Origin of the sequence: Candidatus Collinsella stercoripullorum (assembly GCF_027669965.1) — a bacterium.
Taxonomy (GTDB): Bacteria; Actinomycetota; Coriobacteriia; order Coriobacteriales; family Coriobacteriaceae; genus Collinsella; species Collinsella stercoripullorum.
Genome location: NZ_JAQECM010000010.1, coordinates 1 through 13,324 on the forward strand (window position 1 = coordinate 1; position 13,324 = coordinate 13,324).

Below are 13,324 nucleotides of genomic sequence, written 5' to 3' on the forward strand. Positions count from 1 at the left end.
CCGGCGCGGGCGACGTCGTCGCGGCCCTCGAGGACGAGGGCGTCGATATCGGACGAGAGCAGGCCCTCAACGAGGCCCTCGAGCTCGCGCGGGGCCTCGATGAGGTCGCCCGCGCGCGCGAGCACCGCGTCGGCGAGGTCGCGGGCGACCGACGACACGAGCTCGGAGGCGCCGGCCATGCGCTCGTCGAGCCTGCGCAGGCCGGCGAGCTCGGAGGTGGCCTCCGAATGGCGGCGGCGGGCGTCGGATTCCCGCGCGCGCCGGTCGTCGAGGGCGGACTGCGCCGCGGCGATCGCCTCGCGGGCCTCCTCGCGGCGGTCGCGCGCGTCGGCGAGCTCGGCCTCGAGCTCCTCGGCGCGGCCGCGGCGGCTCTCGAGGGAGGCGCGCACCTCGGCCGCCTGGTCCTCGATCTGCTCGAGGCGCGAGGCGTACATCGAGTCCTCGACCTCGGCGTTGGATACGGCCTCCTTGGCCTTGACGTACTCGAGCGCGGCGTCGTCGGCGCGGCGCTGGGCCTCCCGGCGCTCGCGCGTGAGCTCGGAGATGGTGTCGTCGAGCTCCACGCGGCGCGCGTGCAGCTCATCGGCCGCGGGGCCGAGGGCGGCCACGTCGGCGCGGGCGACCTCGGCGGCGGCGCGCACCTCGTCGAGCTGGCGGTTGACGTCCTCGAGCTCGGCGGCGGCGCGGCGGCGCTGATGCTCGGAGCCCGAGAGGGTGCCGCGCATCTCGGAGAGGCGCGCGACCATGTTGCGCCCCTTCTCCTCGAGCAGGCGCATGTCGCTGCCGATGCGGCCGACGACGTCCTGCATATGGCGGCGCTGCTCGCCCAGGTCGCCGACGAACAGCCCCTTCTCCTCGAGCATCACCTGCAGCTTCTCGAGCTCGCGCTGCTTCTCGCCGAGCCGGTAGCGGGCGAGCTCGAGGGCGGCGTCGCCCTCCTTGGCCCGGCCCTCCAGGTCGGTCCAGGCGGCCTGGAGGCCGCGCAGCTCGTCGACGGCGAGGATCTGGGTGAGCTCGCGGGCGCGTGCGGTGAGCTCGCGGTGCTTGCGCGCGCGGTCGACCTGGCGCTCGAGGGGCTTCAGCTGCCGCCTGATCTCGCGGTTGATGTCGCGGGCGCGCGTCAGGTGCTCGTCCATGGAGGCGATCTTGCGGGCCGCGCGCTCCCGGCGGCGCTTGTGCTTGGAGATGCCGGCGGCCTCCTCGATGAGGCTGCGGCGCTCCTCGGGCCGGCTCTGGAGGATCGAGTCGAGCTTGCCCTGGGAGATGATGGAGTGCGTGTCCTTGCCGAGGCCGGAGTCGTGCAGGATGTCCTGGATGTCCATGAGGCGGCAGGGGCTCGAGTTGATCAGGTACTCGCTCTCCCCCGAGCGGTACATGCGCCGGGTGACGGCGACCTCCTCGAAGTCCACGGGCAGGACATGGTCCGAGTTGTCGAGCACGAGCGTGACCTCGGCGACGCCGACCGGCTGGCGGGCGGAGGAGCCGGAGAAGATGACGTCCTCCATGGCCTGGCCGCGCAGCTGCTTGGCGCTCTGCTCCCCCAGGACCCACAGGATGGCGTCGGAGATATTCGATTTACCCGAGCCGTTGGGCCCCACGATGACGGTGAGCCCGGGCTCGAAGGACATCTGCGCGCGGTCGGCGAAGGATTTGAACCCCTTCAGGGTGAGCGACTTGAGATACACCGGATGCCTCGCTAACCCAGCTTGCGCTTGAGGATGACGCCGTTGTGCGTGTACCCCATGCGCTCGAGCGCGTCGAGCGCCGCCGCGGCCTCAGCCTCCTTCTTGGACGAGCCCGTACCGCGCCCGCGGCGCACCCCGTCGACGATGGCGACGGCCGTGAAGGTGGGCTCGTGCGCGGGGCCCGAGCTGTCCACGAGCTTGTAGGCGGGGGCCTCCATGCGGTCGCGCTGGACGCACTCCTGCAGAAACGACTTGGGGTTGGTGGGGTGCTCGGCGCGCTCGGTGGCGAGGTGCGGCTTCAGGGTGCGCGCGATGAACGCGGCGGCGACGTCCCATCCGCCGTCGAGGTAGAGCGCGCCCACGAGGGCCTCGTAGACGTTCTCCAGCGCGGAGTGCATGCCGCGGGCACCGGTGCCCATCTCGGACGATCCGAAGACGATGCAGGCGTCGATGCCCAGCTCCCGGCCGACGTCGGACAGGGTCATGCCGCTGACGAGCGAGACCTTGAGCCGCGTGAGCTTGCCCTCGTCGAACGTCGGGTAGCTGCGGTACAGGGAGTCGGCGACCACGGCGCCCAGGATGGAATCGCCCAGGAACTCGAGCCGCTCGTAGGAGGCGTCGACGGGCTCCCCCTCGACGGCCGAGGGATGGGTGAGCGCGGACCGGAGCAGGACGCGGTCGGAGAACTCGTGACCGCAGATCTGCTCGGCGCGCGCGAGCTTATCGGACAGGGACACGCGCTAACCCTCCAGCGCCTTCTCGACCGCGTCGATGGCGTCGGACACCGATGCGATCGACGCGAGGCTCTCCTCGGCGAACTCGATGTCGAACTCGTCCTCCATGGCGGTGACGAGCTGGAGCCGGTCGAGCGAATCGGCCTCGAGGTCGTCGAAGGTGGTCGCCTCGGTGATGCCGTCCATGTCGACGCCGAGGACGTCGGCGGCGATGTCTGCGATCTTGGCGAGGATCTCTGCGCGCTCCATGAGCTTGCTCCTTTCGCGGTGGCCGGCGGTCGCCGGCCGTATCGTGGCCCAGATGGGATTCTACCCGCTTGCGCGCATGCGCGCCACGCGCGAGCGGACACCCCGCGCGCCGTGCGGGCGCGCCGCGCCGCGGGATCAGCGGACGATGCCCTCCATGGAGTCGGCGAGCTTGTCCACGAGCCCCTCGCGCACGGCGCGGGCGGCGGCGAGCGTCCCGTTCTTCACGGCGTCGACGCTCGTCGCGCCGTGGCCGATGAGCACCACGCCGCGCAGGCCGAGCAGCACCGCGCCGCCGTAGGAGTCACCGGAGAGCTTGGCCTGGATGGCCTTGAGGTCGTCTTTGACGAGCAGGGCGGCGAGCTTGCCCTTGGCGGAGGACAGCAGCGTGTCCTTGAGCTCGTGCAGGATGAGCTTCGCGGCCCCCTCGGTGGCCTTGAGCGCCACGTTGCCCGCGAAGCCGTCGCACACCACGACGTCGAAGTCGCCGGAGGTGAGGTCGCCGCCCTCGCAGTTGCCCGCGAAACCGGGGACCTGCTCGCGCATGAGCGGGAAGCACGCCTTGGTGAAATGCGACCCCTTGGTGTCCTCCGACCCGTTGGACAGCAGGCCCACGCGCGGCGCGTCGATACCGCAGACGACGTGCGCGTAGGTGGCGCCCATCTGGGCGAAGCGGACCATGTCCTCGGGCTCGACGTCGGGGTTGGCCCCCAGGTCGCAGAAGACCGTGTGGCCGCCGCGGCGGTTGGGCATGGCGCTCACGATGCAGGGGCGGATGGGGCGCTTCTCGCCCTCGGCGTTCAGGTACTTGAAGGGGGTCACGTAGGCGGTCGCGGCGGCGGTCATGGCGCCGGTGGCCCCGGCGGAGAAGAAGCCGGACGCCTCCCCCTTCTTGACCGCGCGGCAGGCGAGCACGATGGAGGACTTGCGCTTGCGCATGACGGCCTCGAGCGGGTCGTCCTCCATGGTGATGACGTCGGGCGCGACGAGCGCGCGGACGCGCTCGCGCCGCTCGGCGAAGGGCTCGACGAGGTCGGCGGGGCCGACCGCGAGGACCTCGAGGTCCCCGTCGGCGGCGAGTGCGGCGTCGATCCCGTCGAGGACGACCTGCGGCTCCTCGTCGCCGCCCATCACGTCGACCGCGATGCAGACCTTGTTCATGGGACGATCCCCTCCTATACGCAAATGGCCGACTCGGGTGAGCCGGCCATACGGTTCCAATTCGCTCACGCCGCCCGAGGCGACTGCGCGACCGGGTGTCACGGCACCGAGCTACTCGGTGACGATGACCTCACGGTCCTTATAATAGCCGCAGTTGGGGCAGACGTGATGGGGAAGCTTGACGGCGCCGCAGCGAGGGCAGACGGAGCGGGAAGGGGCGTCAATCTTCATGTTGGCGGAACGACGGGTGTGGGTGGCTCCGCGGCCCTTCTTTTGCTTAGGTACTGGCATGATGACCTTCCTTTATTGCTATGTCCTGGCACGATTACGCGCAAGTAGCGATACTATCATAGAATCCCGGCCTGTACAGATGTTTTTCTTCTCCACATGCCGCGACCATAGGTTATGCACGCACGGACCCTCCCGGGGCGGGGCGCTTCCGCCCTACTCGCCCAGATCGAGCCCGCGCAGGACCGCGAAGGGGTTGTCGTCGCCCTCCAGGCGCTCCCGCTCCGCGCGCTCGGCGCAGCCGCAGGGGCCCTCGTTGAGGTTCGCGCCGCAGGTGGGGCACAGCCCCGCGCAATCCGGGCGGCACAGGATCACGAACGGGGTGTCCATCACCATGGCGTCCCAGATGGGGCCGGAGAGGTCGACCGTGCGATCGGGCCCCACGAGCTCGAAGCCGTCCTCGTAGGCATCCGCGTCCTCGGGCTCCTGGAACAGGAAGTACTCCTCGATCTCGCCGGCGATGTCCACGTCCGCGGGCTCCAGGCAGCGGTCGCAGGACGCCTGCGCATGCGCGCGGACGATCCCCGTGGCGAGGATGCCGTCGCCGGCATGGGTGAGGACCACGTCGTAGGAGACGCCGTCGGGCAGGGCGAGCTCCTTCTCCCCGGTGCTGTACGAGCCGATCTCTATCCGTCCGGAGACGGGCAGCGAGTCGCCCGGGTTCTCGAGCCGCTCCCCGAGCTCGACGACGATGGGGTCGAGCGCGTCCATCACCACGAACCGCCCTGGCCGTTGGCGCCCTCGTTGAGCTGCTGGCGGCAGCGGGCAACGGTGGAGGTCAGCGATTTGAGGTTCTCCTCGAGGTGCGTGAAGACCTGCTCCGCGTAATCCTCGGCGGCGTAGCGGGTCTCGCGCTCGTACTGCTGGGCGCGCTCGCGGATCTCGTCGGCCTGGCTCTGGGCGAGGCGGACGATCTCCTGCTCGCCGGCGATGGTGAGGGCCTGCTGCTGGGCGTCGGCGATGATCGAGTCGGCCTGGGCCGAGGCGCTCGCGAGCAGCTCGTCGCGCTCCTTCAGGATGCGGCGGGACTTCTGCCACTCCTCGGGATAGCTCATGCGGATCTCGTCGAGGATGTTCAGGACCGCCTCGGTCTCGATCATCTTGAACTGGGATTTGCCGAAGGGAGGCTTGGCTTCCTCGATGATAGCCCACAGCTCATCGACAAGGCTTTCGATCCTCTCGCCGGGAAAGTTGTCGCCAGCCATCAAGTCTCCTTCCGTCGGCTGTGTTCAAGAGCTAATAGTATCACAGGCCCGAGCGCGCCCGATTTCGCGGGCGCGGCCGTGTGCATCTTATGAGAAGCGGGCGCGCAGGGCCTCAACCACATTGGGAGGGACGAGGGCCGAGACGTCCCCGCCGAACGAGGAGATCTGGCGGACCACCGAGGAGGATATGTAGCCGTACTGGGGCGCGCTCATGACGAAGATGGATTCGAGCTCGGAGTCCAGGCGGTAGTTGAGGTCGGCCTGCTGGAGCTCGTACTCGAAGTCCGTCATCGCGCGCAGGCCCTTCACGACCGCGCCCGCCCCCAGCTGGTGCGCGAAGTCGACGAGCAGGCCGCAGAACGGCTCGACCTCCACGCCCGGGGTTCCCGCTAGCGCCTCCCGGGCGAGCGCCACGCGCTCATCGAGGCTGAACACCGGACCGGAGCCGTTCTTGCCGATGGACTCGGCGACGGCGACCGTCACGCGCGGGAACAGGCGGCGCGCCCTGCGCACCACGTCGATGTGCCCGTAGGTGATCGGGTCGAAGGTGCCGGGCACGAGCGCGTGCTCGATGGTGCAGATCATGGTCGGATCCTCCTTTTGCAGCCCCGTTGCGACCGCATCATTGTGGCGCAGCGCGGCGGGCGGGGCAAGGGTCGCCGTACCATGGCGCGGCCGGCGCGCTCAGGTCAGGCGCAGCAGGTCCACCGCGGTGATGCCGTAGCGCTTCTCGCGGAGGACCTCGAAGCCGTCGGGGCGCGCCCCGGCGTCGCCGGCGGCGTGCTCCACGAGGGCGAGCGCGCCGGGGAGGATCGCGCCGGCGGAGCGCAGGGCGCAAAGCAGCCGCTCGGCGGGCTCGGCGCCCAGGGCGTAGGGGGCGTCGATGGCCACGAGGTCGAAGGGGCCGCCGGCGATCCTCCCGCGCTCCGCGTAGGCGAGCACGTCCCCGCAGGTGACCCGGTAGCGCTCGCGCGCGCACCGCACCCCGGCGAGGTTGCGGCCCACCAGCGCCGCCGCCTGGCGGTCGATGTCGAAGAACGCGGCGAAGGCGGCGCCGCGCGAGAGCATCTCCAGCCCCAGGGCGCCGGACCCCGCGAACGCGTCGAGCACGCGCGCGCCCTCGATCCCCGTCGGGAGCGCCGCCTCGACCATGGAGGCGCACGCCTCGCGGACGCGGTCGGTGGTCGGCCTCGTCACCTCGCGCCCCCGCGGCTCCTCGATCCTTCTTCCGCGCCACTCCCCCGCGACGATCCTCATCCTCCGCTGACCTCCTTGAACACATCTCCGTACCGGTCCGCGACGGCGCACCGCAGCGGTGCGGTGGCCGTGCTCGAAAGGGTGCGCGCGTAGCGCAGAAGCTCGACGGCGTCGGCATGCGCGGCCTCGATGAGGTCGGCGTCCGCATCGAGGTCGACGAAGCGCAGCGTGACGCCCCCGTGCTGGCGGTACCCCAGGATCTCGCCCTCATGGCGCAGCCTCAGGTCCATCCTCGCCAGCTCGAAGCCGTCCGCGGTCCGCTCCAGCGCGCGCAGACGGTCCAGCGCGGGCGAACCGCGCCGTCCGCGCGCCCCCTCCGCCACCACGAAACAGCGGCCCGCGAGCTCGCCGCGGCCCACGCGCCCCCGCAGCTGGTGCAGGGTCGCCAGGCCGAAGCGCTCGCCGTTCTCGATGAGCATGACCGTGGCGTTGGGCACGTCGACCCCGACCTCGACCACCGTGGTAGAGACGAGCACCTGCACGGCGCCGTCGCGGAACCGCTCGATGGTCTCCTCCTTCTCCCGCGCCGGCATGCGCCCGTGGAGCAGGCCGACCTCGTAGCCCGCGAACACGCGGCGCAGGCGCTCGGCCTCGGTCTCGGCCGCATGGAGCGGGGCGCGCTGGACGGCGCGGCCCTCCTCGTCGCGCTCGATGCCCGGGACGTCCTCGAGCTCGTCGGCATCGTCGCGCTCCGCGACGAGGGGGCAGATGACATAGGCCTGCTGCCCGGCCTCGAGCGCCTCCCGGATCGCGCCGTAGGCGATGTCGCGGCTCGCGTCGTCGAGGACGCGCGTCTCGACGCCCGCGCCCGGGTGGGGGCGGTGCCTGATGATGCTCGTGTCCAGATCCCCGTACACCGACAGCGCGAGCGTGCGCGGGATGGGGGTCGCGCTCATGACGAGCAGGTCGGCACCGGGTCCCTTGGCCCTCAGGGCGCTGCGCTGGCCGACGCCGAAGCGATGCTGCTCGTCGATGACGGCCAGCGAGAGGCTGCGGAACACGACGTCGTCCGAGAGGACCGCATGCGTGCCGAAAAGCACGTCCAGCTCGCCCGCCGCGAGGCGCGCGAGGATGTCCGCGCGCTCCGGGGCGGGGGTCGCGCCCGTGAGCAGGGCCGAGCTCACCTGCGCGCGCTCGAGCAGGGGCATACAGGAGGTCGCGTACTGGCCCGCGAGCACGCCGGTCGGAGCCATGACGCACGCCTGGCGCCCTGAGTCGGCCGCGGCGGCGAGCGCGAAGAGGGCCACGGCGGTCTTGCCGGTCCCGACATCGCCCAGAAGCAGGCGGTTCATGACGCGCCCGGGATCGGACATGTCGGCCAGGATCTCATCGACCGCCGTCCGCTGCTCGTCGGTGAGCTCGAACGGCAGCGCCCCGCCGAGCCGCTCGACCCGGGCCCCCGGGGTGTGGCCGATCGGCTCGACGCCCGAGAGGGTCGCGTCGTCGCGCAGGCGGAGGGCGAGCTGGAGCAGCAGCACCTCGTCGTAGGAGAGGCGGCGGCGCGCGAGGTCGCGCTCCCCCATCGACGAGGGGAAGTGGATCGCGCGCAGCGCCCGCGACAGGCTCATGAGCCCGCGCTCGGCGCGCAGGCGCGCCGGGACCGGGTCGGGGAAGGTCGAGGCGGCCTCGAGGGCCCCCGAGACGATCCTGCGCATCCAGGCGCGGCTGACGCCCTCGGTCACCGGATGGACCGGCAGGATGGTCCCGGTGGACGCGCCCGCGTCGAGCCGCTCGTACTGGGGGCCGCTCATCTGCTTGAACCCGTAGGCGAACTCGACCTTGCCCATGACGGCGATGCGGTCGCCGGGATGGAGGTCCCGGGCGATCCAGGGCTGCTTGAAGAAGGCGGCCTGCATGACGCCCGTCTCGTCGACGAGGTAGACCTCGGTCACGGAGAGGCGCGGGCGGGGGTGCTTCTCGCTCACGCGGTCGACGGTCGCGACCACCGTGGCGACCTCCCCGATGCGCGCCGCCTCGATGCTCGAGGCGTGCGAGAAGTCAAGGTAGCTGCGCGGGATATGGAGAAGGAGGTCCCCCACCGTCTCGATGCCGAGCCGGTGCAGGGCCTCCTCGCGCGCACCCGACACGTATTTCAGGCGCGCGGCGTCCTGGCTGAGGACGGCCGCACGGGACAGACGCGCCGACACGCGGGGTGCGGCGATGCGGTGCGCCATACGGGAACCTACTCGATGGAGAAGATGACCGGATAGAGGGGCTGCTCGCCGCGATGCGGGTCGATCTCGAGGTCGGGCTGGTCCTCCTCGATGGCAGCGACGATCTCCTCGAACGCCTCGTCGGACAGGTCCGAGCCGGCGAGGATGGTGAGCGTGTCGCCCTCCTCCTCGGCCTGCATGCGGCGCACGCACTCGAGCGTGACGTCCTTGACGTCGGAGCCGACCACGTCGATGGAGCCCGAGACGATGCCCATGACGTCGCCGGAGCGGATGGGCGAGCCGTCGGCCGCCTGGGAGTCGCGCACGGCGGTCGTGACCTCGCCGTCGCGCACCTCGGACGCGGCCTCGGCCATGGCCTCGACGACCTCCTCGACCGGGGCGTCGGGCATGACGGCGAACAGGGCGGAGAAGGCCTGCGGCACGGTCTTGGTGGGAACCACGAACACGCGCTTGTCCGCGCAGGCGCTCGCGGCGGCCTCGGCGGCCATGCGGATGTTGCCGTTGTCCGGCAGGATGATGACGGCCTCCGCGTTCACGCGGTCGACGGCGTCGAGCAGGTCGGCGGTGCTCGGGTTCATGGTCTGGCCGCCGGACACGATGACGTCGACGCCCATGGAGGTGAGGATCTCCGCCTGGCCCGAACCGGCCGCGACGGCGACGAAGCCGATGGGCTTGGCGGGCTCGGCGGGAGCGGCGGCCTGCTCGTCGGCATGGATCTTGGCGGTGCGCTCGTGGGACTCCATATCCATGTTGTGGATGAAGACCTCGTAGACCTGGCCGAAGCGCAGCATGTGCTCGAGCACCAGGTTGGGCGTGTTGGAGTGCACGTGGACCTTGTAGTCGGGGTAGGCGCCGACGAGGAGCTCGCAGTCGCCCATGGACGCCAGGAACTCCAGGCACTCCTCCTCGTCGAAGGGGCGCTCCGCGCGGAACAGGAACTCGTTGCAGTAGCGGTACTCCGAGCCCTCCCAGTCGTCGTTCGCCTCGATCTTCACGCGGTCCAGGGCCGAGTCGCGCGCCGAGCCGGCGTCGAAGGTGGTGGCGAAGTCCTCGACCTGGGCGGTGCGGCCCAGGGCCGCCGCGACGAAGTTCTCGAGGAAGATGGCGAAGCCGAAGGCGCCGGAGTCGACGACGCCGTTCTCCTTCAGGACGGGGAGCAGGTCGGGGGTGCGGGCGACCGACTGGTACGCCTCCACCACGATCGCGTCGAGCGTCTCCTCCACCGTGAGGCGCTTCTTCTCGCACTCGTCCGCCTTGGTCGAGATGTCGCGCAGCACGGTGAGGATCGTGCCCTCGACGGGCTTGCGCACCGCCTGGAAGGCGACCTTCACCGCGCGGCGCAGGGCCTGCGCGATGTCGGCGCTCGACGTCGGGCTGCCCGCGCCGACGAGCCCCTCGGCCACCCCGCGCAGGATCTGCGAGGTGATGACGCCGGAGTTGCCGCGCGCGCCCATGAGCGAGCCGTGGGTGATGGCGCCGGCGACGGCCTCCATGTCGGCGTCGGCGGGGAGCGCGGAGAGCTCCTTGACCACCGAGCCCAGCGTCAGGGACATGTTGGTGCCCGTGTCGCCGTCGGGGACCGGGAAGACGTTCAGCTTGTTGATGTCCTCCGCCTTGTCGGCGACCGCCTTCGCCGCGACCGGGAAGCACGTGCGGATGGTTTTCGCGATCATGTTGGTGTATCTCCGTTGTATCGATGGATGCCTAGCCGCGCGACTTCAGCGCGTCGATGTGGATGGCGATCTTCAGGGCCGCGGGGTCGATCTGGGCGATCTCGGCCAAGGTGAACGACACCGAGCTGGCCAGGTTCTCGCAGACGGACTTCATGTTGACGCCGCTCTCGATCACGATGTGGAGGTCGATGGAGAGGCCCTCCTCGGTCGAGGACACGAGGACGCCCTTGCGCAGGCGCTGGCCGGCGAGCAGGCGGACGGACTCGACCCCCTGCTGCTGCTCGGCCATGCCCACCACACCGTAGCAGGACAGCGCGGCGTAGCCGGCGATATCGGCGATGACGTCGTTGGAGACGCTCAGGCTGCCGGGGATGGTATCGGTCACGGTTATCTCCTTCCCGGATGCACGGGGCACCCACCGTGGGAGCAGTCATTTCCGTATTCTACAACGTTACCCGACCCCCGATGCGGATATCTGATGTTCCACATGTACGGTCGGCCGCCGTCCGCGGGCGGCACGGGATTCGCGGGGGCGCGCGGCGCCGGGTTTGGATAGAATCGAGGGAGCGGAGGCACCGAGACGAGAGGCGGCGCGCATGATCAAGAAGCTCATCCTCATCAGGCACGGGAAGGCGGAACCGATCGGCCCCGGCCAGTCGGACTTCGACCGCGGGCTCACCGGGCCGGGGCGGGCGGCGCTCTCCTCGGTCGACGGCTTCATGCGCTCGTTCTACCTTCTGGACGCGCACAGCTCGTCCCACGCGACGCTGTGGTCGAGCCCCGCGGTCCGCGCGATGCAGACCGCCGAGGAGGTCGACCGCGCGCTCGGCGGCTGGCTCACGACGGTCCCGGTCGACAGCCTATGGGAGCAGGACGAGGCCGCCTTCGCCGACCAGCCCGCCCAGACGGACGCGGACTGCCTCATCGCGGTGGGCCACATCCCGTTCATGGAGCGCATGGTCGAGCGCCTGACCGGCGTGAAGCTCGCGCTCAAGCCGGGCGGCATGGCGACCGTCGGCCTGGACGCGGACGGCCGCTCCGGCACGCTCGAATGGTTCGTCCAGGGCCCCGAGGTGGAGGACTAACCGGGACGCCCCATGGGCGCGGCCCCGTCCGGTGCGCGGCGGCGCGGACCGGACGGGGCCGCGTCATGCCGCCGCTCGCTCCGAGGAGCCTGCGGCGGGGCACGCGCCCCCGTCCCGGGCCCCGCGGGGATCCGCGACCCTAGAAGCTCACGTTGCCGAACTCGGACAGGGTCAGCCCCGCATTGTGCTCGAGCGCCCAGTCGACGTTCCAGGGGCTCGTGAACAGCAGGAGCTTCCCGCCCCGCATGTCCTCGACGCGCAGGGTGTCGCGGGTGAGGTCGAGGGCGGCCACGTCCACCGACTCGGCGTCCGCGATCCAGCGGATGTCGGTGTAGCCCAGCGGCTGGCGGCGCACCTCGACGCGGTACTCCGACTTCAGGCGCTGCTCCAGGACGTCGAACTGCAGGGTGCCCACCACGCCGACGATGACGCTCTCCATGCCGGCGCCGAGCTCGCGGAAGATCTGGATCGCGCCCTCCTGGGCGAGCTCCTCCATGCCCTTCACGAACTGCTTGCGCTTCATGGTGTCCACCTGGCTGACGCGCGCGAAGTGCTCGGGCGCGAAGGTGGGGATGCCGGCGTAGCGCACCCGGCGCCCCGCGCAGACGGTGTCGCCGATGGAGAAGATGCCGGGGTCGAACAGGCCCACGATATCGCCCGCGTACGCCTCGTCGACGGTCGCGCGGTCGTCGGCCATCATGGCGGTGCCCGTCGCGAGCTTGATCTTCCTGCCCCCTTGGACGTGCCAGGCGTCCATGCCGCGCTCGAACCTGCCGGAGCAGATGCGCACGAAGGCGATGCGGTCGCGGTGGTTGCGGTCCATGTTCGCCTGGATCTTGAAGACGAACCCGCTGAAGCCGTCGGTGAGCGGGTCGACCTCCTCCCCCGAGTCCGCATCGGTGTGCGGGCCCGGCGCGGGGGCGTAGCGCAGGAAGTCCTTGAGGAACGGCTCGACGCCGAAGTTGGTGAGCGCGGAGCCGAAGAACACCGGCGAGAGCTTGCCGGCGCGCACCGTGTCGAGGTCGAACTCGTCGGCCGCGCCGTCGAGCAGCTCGATGTCGTCCATGAGCGAGCGGTGGTTCTCGGTGCCGATCAGCTCGTCGAGCGCGGGGTCGCCGAGCGCGGCCTCGATCTCGTCGACCTTCTTGGACGCGTTCGCGCGCCCGTCGCCCTCGAAGGCGATCACATGCCGGCTCGCGCGGTCGAAGACGCCGCGGAAGTTCCTGCCGCTGCCGATGGGCCAGTTCATGGGGCAGGTCCCGATCCCGAGCACGTTCTCGATCTCCTCCATGAGCTCGAAGGGGTCGCGGATCTCGCGGTCGAGCTTGTTCACGAAGGTGAAGATGGGGATACCGCGCAGGGCGCAGACGCGGAACAGCTTCACGGTCTGGGCCTCGACGCCCTTGGCGCCGTCGATGACCATGACCGCGGCGTCGGCGGCCATGAGGGTGCGGTAGGTGTCCTCCGAGAAGTCCTGGTGGCCGGGGGTGTCGAGGATGTTGACGCAGCAGCCGCCGTAGGTGAACTGGAGCACCGAGGAGGTGACGGAGATGCCGCGCTGCTTCTCGATGTCCATCCAGTCGGAGACGGCGTGCTTGGAGCTGCTCTTGCCCTTGACCGAGCCCGCCGACTGGAGCTGGCCGGTGTAGAGCAGCAGCTTCTCGGTGAGGGTCGTCTTGCCGGCGTCCGGGTGCGAGATGATGGCGAACGTCCGTCGGGACGCGATCTGGTCGGCGATGCTGGGCATGGGCTCCCCCTCGATGGCGGCGGTATCAGGTGTGCAAACCTCGGTATTGTAGCCGTTGGCGGGCGCCTT

14 protein-coding genes are annotated in these 13,324 nt (G+C 70.5%); 1 reads left to right on the forward strand and 13 read right to left on the reverse strand.

The features are described from left to right. The 12 genes from PHA29_RS03880 to PHA29_RS03935 all read right to left on the reverse strand — a co-directional run. The coding region (locus PHA29_RS03880) for a chromosome segregation SMC family protein (protein WP_270848200.1) at positions 1-1,685 on the reverse strand (1,685 nt) is incomplete at its 3' end. A gap of 11 nt (positions 1,686-1,696) precedes the next feature. Beyond that, positions 1,697-2,422: a ribonuclease III gene (gene rnc / locus PHA29_RS03885; RefSeq protein ID WP_270403709.1), complete on the reverse strand. Its 726-nt coding sequence runs from the start codon at positions 2,420-2,422 to the stop codon at positions 1,697-1,699. Positions 2,423-2,425: 3 nt separating this feature from the next. Beyond that, positions 2,426-2,668 (reverse strand): acyl carrier protein, encoded by a 243-nt coding sequence (locus PHA29_RS03890; protein ID WP_270403707.1) that lies wholly within the window; start codon positions 2,666-2,668, stop codon positions 2,426-2,428. Between the two features lie 135 nt (positions 2,669-2,803). After that, entirely contained in the window at positions 2,804-3,826 is a 1,023-nt protein-coding gene (plsX, locus tag PHA29_RS03895) for a phosphate acyltransferase PlsX (RefSeq protein WP_270848201.1), read from the reverse strand. A gap of 111 nt (positions 3,827-3,937) precedes the next feature. After that, entirely contained in the window at positions 3,938-4,117 is a 180-nt protein-coding gene (rpmF, locus tag PHA29_RS03900; protein WP_204560275.1) for a 50S ribosomal protein L32, read from the reverse strand. Positions 4,118-4,270: 153 nt separating this feature from the next. Further along, entirely contained in the window at positions 4,271-4,825 is a 555-nt protein-coding gene (locus tag PHA29_RS03905; RefSeq protein ID WP_270403704.1) for a YceD family protein, read from the reverse strand. Further along, positions 4,825-5,319, reverse strand: a complete 495-nt coding sequence (locus PHA29_RS03910; protein ID WP_270403702.1) for an ATP synthase subunit B family protein — start codon at positions 5,317-5,319, stop codon at positions 4,825-4,827. Before PHA29_RS03910 ends, PHA29_RS03905 begins: the two co-directional genes overlap by 1 nt. 87 nt (positions 5,320-5,406) lie before the next feature. Beyond that, entirely contained in the window at positions 5,407-5,904 is a 498-nt protein-coding gene (gene coaD / locus PHA29_RS03915) for a pantetheine-phosphate adenylyltransferase (RefSeq protein WP_270403701.1), read from the reverse strand. A 99-nt stretch (positions 5,905-6,003) separates the two neighbouring features. Then, positions 6,004-6,576, reverse strand: a complete 573-nt coding sequence (locus PHA29_RS03920) for an RsmD family RNA methyltransferase (RefSeq protein ID WP_270848202.1) — start codon at positions 6,574-6,576, stop codon at positions 6,004-6,006. Further along, positions 6,573-8,750 carry an ATP-dependent DNA helicase RecG gene (recG, locus tag PHA29_RS03925; RefSeq protein WP_270848204.1) on the reverse strand — a complete coding sequence of 726 codons (2,178 nt, stop codon included), beginning with the start codon at positions 8,748-8,750 and terminating at the stop codon, positions 6,573-6,575. Before recG ends, PHA29_RS03920 begins: the two co-directional genes overlap by 4 nt. Before the next feature lie 8 nt (positions 8,751-8,758). Further along, positions 8,759-10,423: a DAK2 domain-containing protein gene (locus tag PHA29_RS03930; protein ID WP_270403697.1), complete on the reverse strand. Its 1,665-nt coding sequence runs from the start codon at positions 10,421-10,423 to the stop codon at positions 8,759-8,761. 31 nt (positions 10,424-10,454) lie between these two features. Then, on the reverse strand, positions 10,455-10,808 hold the full coding sequence (locus PHA29_RS03935; RefSeq protein WP_270403696.1) for an Asp23/Gls24 family envelope stress response protein: 354 nt from the start codon (positions 10,806-10,808) through the stop codon (positions 10,455-10,457). Positions 10,809-11,019: 211 nt separating this feature from the next. Between PHA29_RS03935 and PHA29_RS03940 the strand changes: the two genes are divergently transcribed. Further along, positions 11,020-11,508: a SixA phosphatase family protein gene (locus PHA29_RS03940; RefSeq protein ID WP_270848207.1), complete on the forward strand. Its 489-nt coding sequence runs from the start codon at positions 11,020-11,022 to the stop codon at positions 11,506-11,508. A gap of 139 nt (positions 11,509-11,647) precedes the next feature. Here PHA29_RS03940 and PHA29_RS03945 read toward each other — a convergent pair whose 3' ends face one another. After that, on the reverse strand, positions 11,648-13,255 hold the full coding sequence (locus tag PHA29_RS03945; RefSeq protein ID WP_270848209.1) for a peptide chain release factor 3: 1,608 nt from the start codon (positions 13,253-13,255) through the stop codon (positions 11,648-11,650). Positions 13,256-13,324: the final 69 nt, after the last annotated feature.